Source organism: Iodobacter arcticus (assembly GCF_042664895.1).
GTDB classification, from domain to species: Bacteria; Pseudomonadota; Gammaproteobacteria; order Burkholderiales; family Chitinibacteraceae; genus Iodobacter; species Iodobacter arcticus.
This window is the reverse complement of sequence record NZ_JBHTBQ010000046.1, coordinates 1-15,116: the sequence shown is the minus strand read 5'-3', so window position 1 is coordinate 15,116 and position 15,116 is coordinate 1. Positions and strand designations below refer to the sequence as shown.

Annotated in this window: 11 protein-coding genes, 1 tRNA gene and 1 pseudogene; 9 read left to right on the top strand and 4 right to left on the bottom strand. The window is 48.9% G+C overall.

Annotated elements, in window-relative coordinates; translation table 11 throughout:
* Positions 1-2: 2 nt before the first annotated feature.
* The 5 genes and pseudogenes from ACFQNF_RS20020 to ACFQNF_RS20000 form a co-directional block, all read left to right on the top strand.
* Positions 3-1,235: pseudogene (locus tag ACFQNF_RS20020) on the top strand (hemagglutinin repeat-containing protein); the annotation flags it as partial.
* 123 nt (positions 1,236-1,358) lie between these two features.
* On the top strand, positions 1,359-3,641 hold the full coding sequence (locus tag ACFQNF_RS20015) for an HNH endonuclease (RefSeq protein WP_380190217.1): 2,283 nt from the start codon (positions 1,359-1,361) through the stop codon (positions 3,639-3,641).
* A 3-nt stretch (positions 3,642-3,644) separates the two neighbouring features.
* A complete protein-coding gene (locus tag ACFQNF_RS20010) occupies positions 3,645-4,019 on the top strand; it encodes a hypothetical protein (RefSeq protein WP_380190035.1) in 375 nt (124 codons plus the stop codon).
* A 271-nt stretch (positions 4,020-4,290) separates the two neighbouring features.
* On the top strand, positions 4,291-4,923 hold the full coding sequence (locus tag ACFQNF_RS20005) for a hypothetical protein (RefSeq protein ID WP_380190033.1): 633 nt from the start codon (positions 4,291-4,293) through the stop codon (positions 4,921-4,923).
* Between the two features lie 82 nt (positions 4,924-5,005).
* On the top strand, positions 5,006-6,445 hold the full coding sequence (locus ACFQNF_RS20000; RefSeq protein ID WP_380190031.1) for a LysR family transcriptional regulator: 1,440 nt from the start codon (positions 5,006-5,008) through the stop codon (positions 6,443-6,445).
* Positions 6,446-6,585: 140 nt separating this feature from the next.
* Here the strand turns inward: ACFQNF_RS20000 and ACFQNF_RS19995 are convergent, their stop codons facing one another.
* Together ACFQNF_RS19995 and ACFQNF_RS19990 are read right to left on the bottom strand one after the other, a co-directional pair.
* Positions 6,586-7,041, bottom strand: coding sequence for a cupin domain-containing protein (locus ACFQNF_RS19995; RefSeq protein ID WP_380190029.1), 456 nt, complete (start codon positions 7,039-7,041; stop codon positions 6,586-6,588).
* 28 nt (positions 7,042-7,069) lie between these two features.
* Positions 7,070-7,681, bottom strand: a complete 612-nt coding sequence (locus tag ACFQNF_RS19990) for an isochorismatase family protein (protein WP_380190027.1) — start codon at positions 7,679-7,681, stop codon at positions 7,070-7,072.
* 435 nt (positions 7,682-8,116) lie between these two features.
* Between ACFQNF_RS19990 and ACFQNF_RS19985 the strand changes: the two genes are divergently transcribed.
* The 3 genes from ACFQNF_RS19985 (at position 8,117) to ACFQNF_RS19975 (ending at position 10,170) form a co-directional block, all read left to right on the top strand.
* Entirely contained in the window at positions 8,117-8,743 is a 627-nt protein-coding gene (locus tag ACFQNF_RS19985) for a hypothetical protein (protein WP_380190025.1), read from the top strand.
* Positions 8,744-8,974: 231 nt separating this feature from the next.
* The gene (locus ACFQNF_RS19980; RefSeq protein ID WP_380190023.1) at positions 8,975-9,412 is read left to right on the top strand and encodes a hypothetical protein; all 438 of its coding nucleotides are present in this window, start codon (positions 8,975-8,977) and stop codon (positions 9,410-9,412) included.
* 155 nt (positions 9,413-9,567) lie between these two features.
* Entirely contained in the window at positions 9,568-10,170 is a 603-nt protein-coding gene (locus tag ACFQNF_RS19975) for a hypothetical protein (protein WP_380190021.1), read from the top strand.
* Between the two features lie 400 nt (positions 10,171-10,570).
* Here ACFQNF_RS19975 and ACFQNF_RS19970 read toward each other — a convergent pair whose 3' ends face one another.
* Both ACFQNF_RS19970 and ACFQNF_RS19965 read right to left on the bottom strand, forming a co-directional pair.
* Positions 10,571-11,059, bottom strand: a complete 489-nt coding sequence (locus ACFQNF_RS19970; protein ID WP_380190019.1) for a hypothetical protein — start codon at positions 11,057-11,059, stop codon at positions 10,571-10,573.
* Between the two features lie 330 nt (positions 11,060-11,389).
* A tRNA-Gly gene (locus ACFQNF_RS19965) sits at positions 11,390-11,463 on the bottom strand.
* Positions 11,464-11,620: 157 nt separating this feature from the next.
* Between ACFQNF_RS19965 and ACFQNF_RS19960 the strand changes: the two genes are divergently transcribed.
* Complete coding sequence (locus tag ACFQNF_RS19960) at positions 11,621-14,860, top strand: S41 family peptidase (protein WP_380190017.1); 3,240 nt, start codon at positions 11,621-11,623, stop codon at positions 14,858-14,860.
* The last annotated feature ends 256 nt before the right edge of the window (positions 14,861-15,116 follow it).

The window sequence follows — 15,116 nt, the reverse complement described above, 5'->3', positions numbered from 1 at the left end:
ATATCGAGCTGGCTTCGATCGACCTAACGCAGACCGATACGCAAGAAACCTACCGCCATAGCCGTGGCTGGTTCTCTAGCAAAACCACCACCACCAGTGACTTTAGTCGTAATACACAGGCAGTTGGGAATAGCCTGTCTGGTAATAGCATTGATCTGCAGGCGGGTAAGGATATCAAAGTAAACGGCAGCGCCATTGCTGCGACTCAAGATGTGCAATTACTGGCGGGCAACGACGTTAAAATCACGGCGGGCACCAATAGCAGTAAGGAAATTCACGATAAAAAAGAAAGTAAATCTGGCCTCTTTAGTGGCGGAGGGTTTGGCTTTACGTACGGCAAGCAAGAGCAACAAACCCATACCGATGCTGATGGCAGCATTCAAAGCCAGAACCGCAGCTTGGTGGGTAGCGAGCAGGGCAAGCTGACGATTAAGGCAGGCAATGCAGTTCAAGTGACCGGCAGCGATCTATCTGCGCTGGCTGGGGATATGGTGATTCAAGGCAAACAAGTCACGGTAGACCCGGGACAGGATCGCCATCAAAGCACCGAAACCCAAAGCTTTAAGCAAAGTGGCATTACCGTTGCGTTCAGCGCGCCTGCACTGACCATGCTGCAAGCTGCGCAAACAGTTGCCTCGTCTGCACAACAAGGTAGCGAATCTAAAGATGGCCGCGTTAAAGCATTATCCGCAGGCACCGCTGCACTGGCCGCTAAAAACGGCATCGATGCTGCCAAGGCCGCGGCTGCAGATCCTTCTTCGGTGAGCGTGAGCATTACTTATGGCGAATCAAAATCGGAGAGCACCACCAAAACCAGCAGCATCAGCCATAGCGGCAGCACCTTAAACGCCGGTGGTGATATTCAAATCTCGGCGGTGGGTGATAAAGCCAGCCAGCTGAATGTGCTGGGCAGCGAGATCAATGCCAAAGGCAATATCAAGCTGAAATCGGATGGCGATATTAACTTGCAATCGGCGCTGGATGAGAGCGAGCAGCACAGCAAAAACAGCAGCTCCAGCTGGGGAGCCGGGGTAGCGATCACGATGGGCCAGGGCGGTGGAAGCTATGGCGTGACCGCCAACGGCAGCCTGAGCCGCGGCCAAGCAGACGGCAAAGATACCGCCCAGCAAAACAGCCATATCAATGCCGGCAAAACACTGACGCTAGAATCCGGCAACGACACCCGCATCGAAGGTGCAGTGGTCAGCGGCAATAAAATCATTGCCGACATCGGCGGAGATTTAAAACTCGCTAGCCGCCAAGACACCAGTCAGTTTGACAGCAAGCAAAGCAGCGTAAGCGCCAGCGTAACCGTGGGTGTCGGTGTATCGGGCAGCGCCAGCATCAGTCAAGACAAAATGAAATCTGACTACGCCGCCGTCACCGAGCAAAGCGGCTTGTTTGCGGGCAAAGACGGCTTTGAGATTAAGGTTAAAAACAACACTGATCTAAACGGCGCAGTCATCGCCAGCAAATCGGACGACAACACCCTCAGCACCGGCACGCTCACCCAAAAAGACATCAATAACCGCGCCGAATACAGCGCCAGCAGCATCGGCATTGGCGGTGGCTTTAGCATGGGCGGCACTGAGAAAAAACCTGAGGATGGCAAAGCCCCAAGCACAGATCAAGCCGCCACCCCATCTGGAAATAAACTCTACGACGCAGGCCCAAGCGGTGTCACACCCACTGCGCCCGTCGCCCTCAGCGCTGGGGACAATGGCACAAGCACCACCAAGAGCGCCATCGCCACAGCCAAAATCACCATCACCGACGAAGCTAAGCAAAAAGAGCTGACCGGCAAAACATCTGCCGAAACCATCGCCAGCCTAAGCCGCGATACCGATGGCGCACAGCAACAACTCGCCAATGATTTTAAGCCTGAAAAAATCAACGAGCTATTCAGCGCCACCAAAACCTTCCTGCAAGAAGGCAACACCTTTATGGCCAATCGCACGGCCGAGGCGGATGTGGCGAAGAAAGCACTGGACGGCACATCGGCCAGCTTAAAAGCAGAACAAGCCAAGCCACAAGATCAGCAAAATCAGGCGCTGATCAGTCAGCTAGACACGCAACAAAAAAGCTTGGCTGCGCAAAAAACCGAAGCAGATAAATGGACGCCCGGCGGCGACTACGGCCGTGCCATGACCGCACTGCAAGCCGCAGTGGGCGGTAATGTCAGCGGCGGCGTAACGGGCTTGGTACAAAACGCCTCTGTGGCTTACTTGCAAAGCATCGGCGCTGAAAAAATCAAAGATATCGCCGACAGCTTCCAGACCAAGAAGGGAGAAGAAAACCAAACCAGCCAAAACGTCCGCGCCGCCCTGCACGCCATCGCCTCTTGTGCCGGAGCGGCAGTCTCCGCCAGCAACTGCAGTAGCGCTGCTGTGGGTGCCGCTTCCAGCGTAGTCATCAACAACGTCCTGTCTGAAATCGAAAACACCAACGCAGATAAGATGACGGCCAGTGAAAAGGAAAAACGTAAGAATCTGGTCGGCTCCATCATCACCGGCATTGTTGCGGCCACGGATGGCAATGCAGCGGCGGCAAATAATGCGGCGCAGATTGAGATGCAGAATAATTGGCTTTCGCCAAGTCAACAGGCTCAGCATAAAGCCGAATTAGCCAATGCAAAAAATGGGTTTGAAAAAGCAGTTATAGAAACAAAGTGGTTTATTCAAAGCGCAAAACAAGATGCGGCATTTGCTATTGGGGTGGCTGGCGGTGTGTATATCAGTGCAGATGACCTAGCGAGAGGTGTTGCACAGGTTGTTACTCACTTACCAGAGACAATTAATAGTCTTCAGCAGCTAGTAAATGATCCGCAAGCGCGTAAGCAAATGGGAGAGGTTGTTTATTCTGAATATAAGGGGCGGCTTAATCTTATCAATCAGGCATATCGCGATGGCGGTGTAGATGCGTCTATTACACTTGGCGTGGAAGTTACACGTTTAGTTGTTGATGTTGCTGGTGTTGTTGGCGGGGCAAAAGCGGGTGCGGAGCTGGCTGCAAAGTTACCTGCAGCTACAGCAAAGGCCTTGGGTGAATTTATGAGTCACCCCTCTGGTAGCATGTCTGCTCAGCTTGGTGCGGTAGGTGATGTAGCTAGGGCGAGGGCTGTCGGTGGTAAGGTTAAGAGCACTAGCGTTATTGAGAGCACAACGGAGAAACATGCTCAAAGCCCGTATAGTCCAAGTACATCTCGTCAGGATCAGGTATTACAGCATGGGGCGGATAATGTAACGTCTACAACTGTGCCTCCAATGACCGCTAAGAATGTTCAGTTAGCGGGACAAAGACACCCGATTACAGGGGTGGTCTTTGATAAGAGGGGGTATCCTATATTTGATGATGTCTCACGTTTTGACACAAAATTTACTACGGATTCATTTAAAAAAGCTAGTTATACAGATCAAATGAAAATGGCATCCAATGATTTATGGTCATCTATTCAGAAAAAACAAGTCAATGCTAATATGTTTACTGAAGCGCAGTTAAGGCAAATACAGGGTGGGGCTAGTAAAATAGATGGATATACTTGGCATCATCATCAGGATAGTGGCCGCATGCAATTGGTACCTCAAGTAATTCATTCAAAAACTGGTCATATTGGCGGAGATGCCATGAGTAAAGGACAATAAATTTTGGACATAACAAAAGAAAAAAATAAAGACATTGGCTTCGTTATTCAGTGTTTGTTTACCTCTGCAATTAGCGTTGATGAGCTTAAGCAGTGGGCTGCATATGTCATGGAAATATTGCCCGACAATGAAAGGCCCGATTATATTCTTGATTTGTTGGATTTTGATCAACCAATCATGAATGTCTTCAATGTTTTGGGCTTTGTTCCATCTTGGGAGTGTTCGGATGAAGAGGATTTGGCGTTGTATGGGATTGCTATTGAGAGGGGTCGTCCCGTTTATGATGTGCCAGGAACTATTGCGGATGCAAAAGAAGCATTGTTAGCGTTGCCTAACGTAAGAATGTTGTATGAGAAAAATTTTCCTTTTATAAATTAATTTCGTTGCTAGTTGTCAAGTTACGAGTGTTCATAAAAATGAACAGCATTGGGGACAGACCACAGTTTAAATATGCAATGAAGAAAATTAACCGTGGTCTGTCCCCAGGGCAATCAAAGAACTGACCGGCAAAACCGCAGCAGAAACCATCGCCAGCCTAAGCCGCGATACCGATGGCGCACAGCAACAACTCGCCAATGATTTTAAGCCTGAAAAAATCAACGAGCTATTCAGCGCCACCAAAACCTTCCTGCAAGAAGGCAACACCTTTATGGCCAACCGCACGGCTGAAGCGGATGCGGCGAAAAAGGCGCTGGACGGCACATCGGCCAGCTTAAAAGCCGAACAAGCCAAGCCACAAGATCAGCAAAATCAGGAGCTGATCAGTCAGCTAGACACGCAACAAAAAAGCTTGGCTGCGCAAAAAACCGAAGCAGATAAATGGACGCCTGGCGGAGACTACGGCCGCGCCATGACCGCACTGCAAGCGGCAGTGGGTGGTAATGTCAGCGGCGGCTTAACGGGCTTGGTGCAAAACGCCTCTGTGGCTTACGTGCAAAGCTTAGGCGCTGAAAAGATCAAAGATATCGCTGACAGCTTCCAGACCAAGAAGGGGGAAGAAAAGCAAACCAGCCAAAACGTCCGCGCCGCCCTACATGCCATCGCCTCCTGCGCCGGAGCCGCTGTCTCCGCCAGCAACTGCAGTAGCGCCGCCGTGGGTGCGGCTTCCTGCGTCGTCATCAATAACGTCTTATCTGAAATCGAAAACACCAACGCAGATAAGATGACCGCCAGTGAAAAGGAAAAGCGTAAGAATCTGGTCGGCTCCATCATTGCCGGCATTGTTGCGGCCACGGATGGCAATGCAGCGGCAGCGAATAATGCGGCGCAGATTGAGATGTAGAATAATGTGCTGAAGCATGTTGATTTGTTGAGACAGCGAACTCGGGAACTGCAGGCTAAGAATCCTGCGCTAAAAGCACTGAATGAAGGATGACCTGGTCAAGGCGGCTAAAAATGTCTATGGCCGTGATGAAATGCGTATTTTTGTAACTGAAGCCGATGCAATAAAAGCAACCAAGGCCACAGGCACAACGTTCTATCAGAATGCCGCTGGTAATTTTGTTGAGCGCTTTGATGTGCCCGCAAAGATGGAGGTATTGGCCCGAGGTCTGGTTGATAATGCTCAGTATGAAGGAGGTAAGAAATACGCAGCGTTAACGAAAGATAATTTTGACCAGTTAATGAAGGTGTTAGTTGAGCAGGCTGGTCTTGATGCAGTGAGTAATAATTTTGGGGGAGCCGCTGAATTGGGGGCTTTTGTTGGGGTTGGTAGTTTAGTTGGTAAAGTGTCAGGAAAAGAAGTTAGCACAATTGCACCTAAAGGTACCGGAGTTCTCGTGGAAACCAAACGAATGGCACGTTTCACCATGGCTGAAGTTGTTTCAAAATGCGAGAAATTGGGTAGCTTGACGATTAAACGTCATCGACAGATTACAAGACTTGGCGAGAAAACCAGCATGGATCAATTGGCAGCAATGAGAACTTTTCGGCATGTCGTGCAAGCAGGCGGTTTTTCGGCTGCGGCCGATGTGTTAGATGTTTCGCATACCGTCGTATCGCGACAGATTCGTCAGTTGGAGGCATTGTTGGGCACTCAGCTATTGAACCGAACCACGCGGCGTATTGCCTTGACCGAAGTCGGACGGATTTATTACGAGCATTGTGTGCAGATACTCGATCAGATGGAGGATGCGATGTTGGCAGTCAATCAGCACCAAACGCATCCCGCCGGTTTGCTGCGCATTAATGCGCCGATGGTGTTCGGTACGTTGGAGTTGGGGCGTTGGTTGCCACGGTTTATGCAGATGTATCCTGATCTTAAAGTCGATTTGGTATGTAATGATCGCTTTGTCGATTTAATCACTGAAGAGTTCGATGTGGGTTTGAGAATAACCCGTTCTCTGCCCGACTCTACATTAATCGCCAAAAAATTGACTGTTAGTGAAATGGTGCTGGTCGCGTCCCCGGATTATTTGTCAAAGCACGGAGTGCCCCAAGTGCCTGCTGATCTGGTGTATCACAACTATTTAGCCTATTCATTGGCCTTACAAACAACCGAGCTGTCATTTGAAGACGCACACGGTAATATACATACTGTCAATGTCAGCGGAAATTTACAAGCCAATACTGGCATAGTGGTGTGCGATGCGGCTCGAGAAGGTATGGGTATTACCGCTTCGGCATCGTTTGTGGTGTGTCAAGATTTACAGCACGGCAGATTGGTAAAAGTTTTGCCCGAGTACCGCTTGCAGGCACGGGATTTATATGTTTTATACCCGCAAAACCGCCATATCTCGCCGAAGGTGCGTGCCTTTGTCGATTTTATAACCGAATATTATGCCCAAGTGCGCTGGTTGCATTGAGTTAAGTCCGTATTGATTGATTTGTATGCGATTAATGTTGTAAAAAATGCCTTGTGAACCTGAACTGCACCCCAAAAGTTGGATACGCGTCCATATTTTTGGGGTATTTTTTCGTTTGGTTGAATGTTGCTACCAAAAATTTATTTTTTGGTTTTGACTGGAACCAAGTCAAAATGGTCGGCTTGGTACTGGAACAACAAGCAATCTGCATCTTTGGTGCAACCACTGTAGTGCGGCATACGAGCCGGTAAGTTATAGAAAGAGCCGGCCGGATATTCAATGCGTTTGCCATCAATTACAGCATAAAACGTACCTTTTAAAACCACGGTCGGCAGATTTTGTGAATGGTAGTGGTACGGATTGTCTTTGCCCGCAGGGAAAATCACAAATGCGTCGTACGCACCTTTGTCGGTGATACCGCCGCGCAGATCGGCTACCTTAATGCCCCCTGTACTAGGCAATTCGCGCCATTTCAGTTCAGATACTGGTGCAGAAACCAATTTTTCAGCGATGGGTTGTTGGGTTTCGACGGCGAGTGCAGTGCCGCCGATGATGGTAGCTGCGACAAAATACAATGTAGTGAAAAATTGTTTCATTTAATTCTCCTGTCAGTATGAATGATGGTTATTGAATATTTAATTTCAAAATTTCGTCTGTAGTCAAAACATCACCGAAAGTGTCGGTTACGGCCACCAATGATGAGCGATGTAATACATCGTGCGGCACAATATCACCACTCGGTGTATCAAGGTCACGGGTTGCAGAAGCATCATCGGCAACGATTACGTCAAAACCTGCAGGTACCGCATCGCGTGCTGCACCAGCAACACATGCGTGCGTCATTAATCCTGCGATGATCAATGTTTGCACATTGGCTTTTTTGAGTTGTACAGCAATGTCGGTACTCGCAAATACACTGACGCTGGATTTTTGTACTACGTTGTGCTGCGTTGCGGGTTGGATGTCGGCATGAAACGTAACGGTTTGGCCATCTTCGGCAAAAATCGGCGAGCCTGCTGGCGTGATGTGTTGAATATGAAACACCGGCATTTTGTGTTCATCCGCAAAAGCGATCAAACGCTTGGCGTTTTGTAAGGCCCTCATGCCATTTGGGATCGGCATTTTGCCGTCAAAATACTCGTTTTGAAAATCGATCACGAGTAAGGCAGTGTTGGCAGCATTCAATGTTGTGGTTGCAGGCACGCCTGCAAGAGTGCGGATAGTTGGGTTGTTCATGTACTGCTCCTGTTGTTTTTGGATGAATATAAAATAATTGGTCGCAGTTTGGCCAATAAGTGCATGGGGTACCAGTAGCGTCAAGCCACAAGATTTGTGCAAAAAAAGCACAAATATAATGGATGGCTATCCGATGCTGTACGAATAGTTATCCGATTTTAGATTGTTGTTGTTGAGTGATAACTACTTGTGCATCGAAGAATTGCCAAGCAACACTAGTTGCCGTAAATACAGATCCTAAAGTGTTTACTGACTCAAAAATTAATATACGAGCGCTAGATGAGATTTTACCTGGTGGCAAAGTGCCTAGGGTCCGTAATGGAGAATTTAACCGCTGGTACGATAATTTGTCTTTTGGTGAGTTAGATATCTTATGGGGAAATAAGAGTGCTCGAGAGGCTATTGAGGCTAGGATTAGGCAGCCGGGGGTAATACATGAGTTCATTATTGGTTGATTGGTGCAATTTTTGTGAGGAGAAAGCTTATTTTGATAAGGCGCATTTCCTTTCACTTTTTAAGGATGTTTCAGCTGTCCATAATTTGGATGAAATTTTTAATTATTTTCCTAATTCCGATGCCCTTGTAGAGCGAGCAAAAAATGTTCTGGATGCTGGATCTTTAGATCAAAGGGCATATCTTTTTCCAATGGGGAAATGTTCAAATGCAGATTTACTAGTTTTTGCTACCAGATGGCTAAAAGAGCAGTCCCGCTTTTGTCAATGTATGGGAGATACTGAGCTTGCGTGGATAAGTAGCAAAGCAAGTGCTGTTTATGTTTCAAATAGCGTGGTTAATGATGCAGTTCAATTAGATATCCCTAATAACTGGATTTTTGATTTTATTGGCGATCATGTTCGAAATAGCAAGGCTTTAGATGTCAATGAAAGTTATGCACTATTTGAAGCATTATATGGCATTGCTGCGGACTATTATCTAGCTTGGTATATTGCTGCGCCATTGATTGATTTAGATATTAATCTTGATTTGTATTTTAAATTGTGGAAGGTTGGCGGTGTTAGCGTTTTGCTTCAAGATAAGTTACTTGTTTCTTCGAAAATTTAAAATTATAAGGGGGCAGTGTACAGATCGGAGCCGTCAATGATAGAAAAAAATGGGGTCAAATTAACCTATGGAAAATCTATGACACTATTTAGCTATTTATGAGATTTTACTCAGTTTCTATTTATCAAATTTTAAAAAGAAAAGGTAAAGGGTTAGAAGATTTTCATTTTTAAAAAACACCCATCTCTTTCAATCGTCACCGGCAGCGATCTATCTGCGCTGGCTGGGGATATGGTGATCCAAGGCAAGCAAGTCACGGTAAACCCCGGCCAGGATCGCCATCAAAGCACCGAAACTCGAGCCTTTAAACAAAGCGGTATAGCCGTGGCGGTGAGCGCCCCCGCGCTGACCATGCTGCAAGCCGCGCAAACGGTGACGGAGTCAGCAAAAACCGCGGGTGAATCTAAAGATGGCCGCGTTAAAGCACTATCCGCAGGCACCGCTGCACTGGCCGCTAAAAACGGCATCGATGCTGCCAAGGCTGCCGCCGCAGATCCTTCTTCGGTCAGCGTGAGCATTACTTATGGCGAGTCGAAATCGGAGAGTGTCACCAAAACCAGCCAGTTGAATGTGCTGGTCAGCCATCTTGAACTAATGACCAAAGCCGAGTCGCTGGTGGTGTGCGGGGGGCTTAGGCGTGCCTTGTTATTGTGCCTCAGCACTCTGTAGAGGGCTGTTTGCTCTATCTGGCTTTGTTGCTTAAAGGTTGAGTATTGCGGGCAAAATCTGAATTGTTCCGCAATACTGTAGTCAAGAAGTGTTGGGGTTTAAAAGCGTATTGAAACGTTTTTATCTTGTTATGATTGATGATAAGGGGGGTGACGATGCCATGGATTCTTATCCATAATGGAGATAATCATGGGCAGAATATGGCTCTTGCTATTGCGGGTCAGGTTGTGCAGGTGATTCCAGTTCAGTTTGAGGGCTTTCATTTCTCTCCCGCCACTTTTGGAGAGCTGGCTCTGGCCGCTACCACGCATGGCCCGCTAAATGTGATTTGGGCTGGGCATGGTAATACCCCACATCCGGCGACGGTGCACACTGGCCATCCGCTGACCAATGCGCCTTTGCGCCGGATTGCTGCGGGTAATTTTCGGCGAATGATAGAAATTTTCCGGCCACAGCATGTTATTTTCTTTACCTGCTGCGCTGGGTTATGGATTCAACGCAATGCTCCGCTTCTTACTCCGCACGGTTATTCCCTTAATCCGCAAGCAACGACTTTGTATGGGCTCACCGTTAATTTGAACGGATTTTTACGTGCTCATGTTCAAGGTTTTCTTAATGGAACTCAGCCTGATCCTTTGCCTCCACATGCGCTGGTCAGACAGCTCATTCAGGGTAATCGGCTAGCACAGCGTCCGGTTCATGTTTCTTCTAGAGAATGGGGTAAGTCTTACACTCCTAGCGGTGCCAGAGAGGTTTAGCTGTTTTAGTGAGGGGGTTCTCATTGGGTTTTCTACCCAGTGCTGGCCACTTGAATGGTGTAATAACTGGGGTCAGCACAAACTTAAATCCGTGTAGCAGCCTTCCGATTACGTTTGATCCAGTTGCTAGATTAATGTCTTGGGCAAATAACCGGCACTGTCCCTCCTCCCCATATTTCAGTCTTAGCAGTGATTCGGCGTCTTCGCAGGTTGGCTATCGTGGCTTATTCAAGGCTTATGTTGAAGGCGATCTGTTGGCTGGTGCAAGATCTCTGAGGAATGATTGAAGCATTCGCTGCCTCCGTTTTATGGCGCCTAAGCCAACAGATTTAACTTTACTCTGATTCCGGTTGTTTACTATTTACGGTAAGAAAAGACTGAAGTCGGTAGAGGGGTAGGCTTACGGATTATTGATCACAATATGGCTTAGCCCTACTTTTAACGGCGTATTACAGCGGCTCCAGAATGTAGGAGGGGTGTAATTGGCATGGATGGCGGGAAAATCAGAAACCAGCTGGCGTGACATCATAAAAGCATTGCCGCATTGCACGCGCATTGTCCACGCGCCTGCGCCAACATGGCCGACTACGGCACCGGCATCTGGTTCGTGCCCATGCACCTGCCATTGCACTCCGTTTGCATCTGTCCATCTAAATTTGAAACCATATTGTGATCTTGGCTCAAATTCAAAAGTATTTTGTTGCCCGGCAGGAATGGCGGCAAGGATATTGGCGCAGGTGCCACCCCCATCAATTACGCCGGGCGTTAAGGGGTTTACATGCGCCTGCACCAGTAGCTCAAAATCGTATTGAGTTTGTGCCGTGGTTTTAACGGCCCCTGTGGGAGTCCACTGGTCTGTGCCAAACAGATCGGCTAAGCCTTCGGGCATATTCTATTCCTGCTTTGAATGCCCGCACAGATTGTGAGGGTGCGTAAGTGGAGGCCATCTGTTCGTTTAAGGTTTATTAATCATATTAGTTATGATTAAAAATAATGGAGTAATAATTTGCGGGAAGCCTAGAAGGGGATTTGAAGCGTGCAGCGCATTCGTTGGTTTGCCTCAGTAGGGGCAGATTACTAACCTGGGGCAAACTTGGGGCAGGTTGCCCTTAATTTTTCCTTGCCAATGCCGTGTTTATGCTTTTCTGCGAAGGGCTTGAAGATGGCGTAAACACTCAGTAAAAAGCCCGGTTAAGGTGACTTAACCGGGCTTTGAATTTGGAGCGGGTGAAGGGAATCGAACCCTCGGCGCTAGCTTGGGAAGCTAGGGTATTACCATTATACGACACCCGCTGTGTAATGCTGGCGCATTGTAAGTGGAGTAGGTGGTTTTTGCAAGCTTGCCTGGCGTTAATATTTCTGTTCTTATTCTTGGCTCACTATGCTTGGCTGTGTATTTGCTTGCGTGTAAGCCATTTTCTATCTGACTTGAGAGCCCTCCTTTTATCTTATGAAGATTCTTTCCCTTGCCCTTATTTTACTTGCTACAGGCGCGTTTGCCAGCCCGGCGTACACCCGCTTTCCGGCGCTTAGCCCTGATGCGGTGGTGTTTACCGCAGAAGGTGATTTATGGAAAGCGCCGCTTCAGGGTGGGCAGGCGCAGCGTTTAACAACGCATGCAGGGGCAGAGATTTACTCGGCGGTATCGCATGATGGCAAGTGGCTGGCGTTTTCGGCCTCTTATGAAGGCGCTTTAGAAGCGTATGTGATGCCGATGGCGGGGGGCGTGCCCAAGCGGCTGAGCTTTGAAAATGGCACGGTTAATGTGCTGGGCTGGACAGCCGGGGGTGAGGTGCTTTTAAGCACGCAAAGCAGCACAGGGCCGTCAGCGCACCGGATTATTGCGGCCATTCACCCGCAGAGCTTACAGCGCAGAGTATTCCCCGTGGCGGATGCCAACGAGGCGGTATTGGATGATGCAGGGAAAACGCTGTATTTCACTCGCTATGGCTTACATCTAACCGGCGATAACGCAAGAAAATATCGCGGCGGAGCCAATGCCCGGCTCTGGCGCTTTGATTTACAGGCTAAGAGCGAAGCGCAGCCGCTGTTTCCTGATGATGGCAGTAATTATAAGCGGCCCATGTGGTGGAAAAGCCAGCTGTATTTTGTAAGCGATAAAGACGGCGCTTACAATTTGTACTCTGCTGTGCACGGTGGCGGAATGCTGGCTTTAACCGCGTATAAAGATTGGGAAGTCCGCAATCCTAGCCTTGGCGATGGCAAGATTGTGTATCAGCTGGGGGCCGATTTGCATGTGCTGGATTTAGCTGCAAAGCAGGATCAGCTTATAAAAATTGATTTGCTGTCTGATTTTGATCAGCAGCGTCAGCGGCAGATTAAATCTCCGCTGGATAATCTGACGCATATGCAGCTGGCGGCAAAAGAAGAGCGAGCCTTGTTTACGGCGCGTGGCCGTTTAACCATTGCCGGGCCAGGGCCGCAAAGGCGGGTTGATCTGCCTGTGCCCGATGGCGCACGCGCTAGCGAAGCGGTGTTTTCTCACGACGATAAATCGGTCTATGCCCTTGTGGATACCACGGGAGAAAATGAAATTTGGCAATTTGCCGCCAACGGTAGCGGCAAAGGTGAGCGGCTGACGCAGGATGGCGGCACGCATCGTTGGGCTACTTACCCCTCGCCTGATGGCAAATGGCTGGCGCATAGCGATAAACGCGGCCGCTTATGGTTGCTGGATTTGCACAGCAAAAACAATCAGGTGATTGATGATGCATCCGTGCTGGGCATAGACAGGCACGATGCCGTGGTGTGGTCGCCCGATAGTAAAACGCTGGCCATTGTGCGGCCCAATAGCAATCAGCAACGTGAGCAGATTGGCTTATATAGCTTAGAGACAAAGCGGCTGGCGTTTGTGAGTAGTGATCGCTATGAATCGGCGTCACCGGTGTTTTCGGCAGACGGGCGCTGGTTGTATTTTATTTCTAATCGCAACTTTCAAGTCAGCAACCGCTCGCCTTGGGGCGATCGTAATATGGGGCCGGTTTTTGATAAACGCGGCGGAGTCTATGCCTTGGCGCTGCAAGCGAGCAATCGTTTCCCATTTAAAGCAGATGACGAGCTGGTAAAGCCCGAAGCGGATGCCAAAGACGATAAAAAAACGGATAAAAAAGCCAGCAAGCCAGAAGTAAAGCCGCTACCTGCCATTCAATATGCAGGGCTGGCAGAGCGTTTATACGAGCTGCCTGTGCCTGCGGGCAATTATCGTGACTTGGCGCTTGACGATAAATTTATTTATTTTCTGGAGCAGGAAGGCGATAAGACAAATCTAAAAACGATCTCTATCAGCAAAACTGCGCCGCAAACCGAGTTATTTGCCGCAGCGGTAAAAGACTACCAGCTCTCTGGCGATAAAAAGCATTTGTTTTATCAAGCCGCTGCCGGTGGGTTTTTTATTGTCGATGCAGGGGCGAAGCAGCCCTCGGATATCAGCAAAGCCAAAATAAAGCTGGATGACTGGAGCTTTAGAAGCGATCCGCGGCAGGATTGGCAACAGATGTTTGCCGATGCCTGGCGTATGCACAGGGATTTTCTATTCGACGATAAAATACGCGGCGTGGCGTGGCTGAAAATGCGCGAAAAATACGCCCCGCTGGTTGATCGTGTCAGCGATAGGGCCGAGCTAAATGATGTGCTTGGGATGATGGCGGCAGAAGTAGGTATTTTGCATTCGCAAGTGACCCCCGGCGATATTCGTAAGGGTGTGGCCGATGGCGTAGCGGCTGGGCTGGGTGCGGTTTTGCTGCGCACGCAAGAGGGCTATCGGGTTGAGCATATTTATCATAGCGAAGCCGAGCTGCCCGCCCAACGCTCGCCATTGGCTCAGGCAGATGTTGATGTAAATGAAGGCGATGTGATTACTGCGGTGAATGGCCGAAAAGTACTGGAGGCGAGAGATATTTCTGATCTCTTGCTTAATCAGGCAGATAAGCAGGTTTTGCTACAAATTAAACGCGCCAAAGCCATGCACGAGGTGATTGTTTTGCCTGTGAATATGGATAAGCAAAATAATCTGCGTTATAGCGATTGGGAGCAAAGCCGTAGCGAGCGGGTGAACACGGCATCTAAAGGCAAAATTGGCTATCTACATTTGCGGGCGATGGTGGCACAGGATATCGGCAGCTTTGCCCGTGAGTTTTACGCCAATATTAATCGTGACGGGCTGATTATTGATGTGCGCCGTAATAACGGCGGCAATATCGATAGCTGGATTATCGAAAAACTATTACGTAAAGCATGGGCATTTTGGGCCAACCCCCAGCGCCAGCCTTACACCAATATGCAGCAAACTTTCCGTGGGCAGCTGGTGGTACTTGTTGATGAGCTGACTTATTCCGATGGTGAAACCTTCGCTGCCGGGATTAAATCACTTAAATTAGCGCCACTTGTGGGTAAGCGCACCGCGGGTGCAGGCGTCTGGTTATCCGATCAAAACCGCCTTGCGGATAATGGCATGGTCCGTGCGGCAGAAAACGGCCAGTTTGCTATCGAGGATGGCCGTTGGTTAATAGAAGGCGTGGGCGTCACGCCAGACATAGAAGTCGAAAACCTGCCACACGCTACTTTTAAAGGCGAAGACCAGCAGCTGGAAGTCGCGATCAGTATCCTCGAGAAAAAACTCAAAGAGCAGCCCGTGTTGCCGCTGAAGCCTCAGGCGATTACACCATTTTAATTTCTGGCATTTAATCGGCCTTTGCAGGGAGAGGCATTTTCAACTCTGTGATTGTATTCGTCGTGAAGGGTGGCTAAGCCCCATGTGCGCTAACCAATTTGTTTTTTCATTAAAAGACAGAGGAAAAACACAATAACCACGCTCTCCGCATAGGGCTTTAAAGTCCCCTTGAAACACGCCGTAGCGAGGAACAAGCGGGGCGGGGTTTCGGCAAGGGAGCGAGGCAGCGAGCCAATCCCGCCCGCCGCCGACTCGA

What these genes read in the sequence shown, in the direction of transcription:
- ACFQNF_RS19985 (WP_380190025.1), top strand. Translation starts at nt 8,117, where the DNA reads ATGAGTTCATTATTGGTTGATTGGTGCAATTTTTGTGAGGAGAAAGCT.
- ACFQNF_RS19970 (WP_380190019.1), bottom strand. Translation starts at nt 11,059, where the DNA reads ATGCCCGAAGGCTTAGCCGATCTGTTTGGCACAGACCAGTGGACTCCC.
- ACFQNF_RS19990 (WP_380190027.1), bottom strand. Translation starts at nt 7,681, where the DNA reads ATGAACAACCCAACTATCCGCACTCTTGCAGGCGTGCCTGCAACCACA.
- ACFQNF_RS20000 (WP_380190031.1), top strand. Translation starts at nt 5,006, where the DNA reads ATGAAGGATGACCTGGTCAAGGCGGCTAAAAATGTCTATGGCCGTGAT.
- ACFQNF_RS20005 (WP_380190033.1), top strand. Translation starts at nt 4,291, where the DNA reads ATGGCCAACCGCACGGCTGAAGCGGATGCGGCGAAAAAGGCGCTGGAC.
- ACFQNF_RS19975 (WP_380190021.1), top strand. Translation starts at nt 9,568, where the DNA reads ATGCCATGGATTCTTATCCATAATGGAGATAATCATGGGCAGAATATG.
- ACFQNF_RS19980 (WP_380190023.1), top strand. Translation starts at nt 8,975, where the DNA reads ATGGTGATCCAAGGCAAGCAAGTCACGGTAAACCCCGGCCAGGATCGC.
- ACFQNF_RS19995 (WP_380190029.1), bottom strand. Translation starts at nt 7,041, where the DNA reads ATGAAACAATTTTTCACTACATTGTATTTTGTCGCAGCTACCATCATC.
- ACFQNF_RS20015 (WP_380190217.1), top strand. Translation starts at nt 1,359, where the DNA reads ATGAAATCTGACTACGCCGCCGTCACCGAGCAAAGCGGCTTGTTTGCG.
- ACFQNF_RS19960 (WP_380190017.1), top strand. Translation starts at nt 11,621, where the DNA reads ATGAAGATTCTTTCCCTTGCCCTTATTTTACTTGCTACAGGCGCGTTT.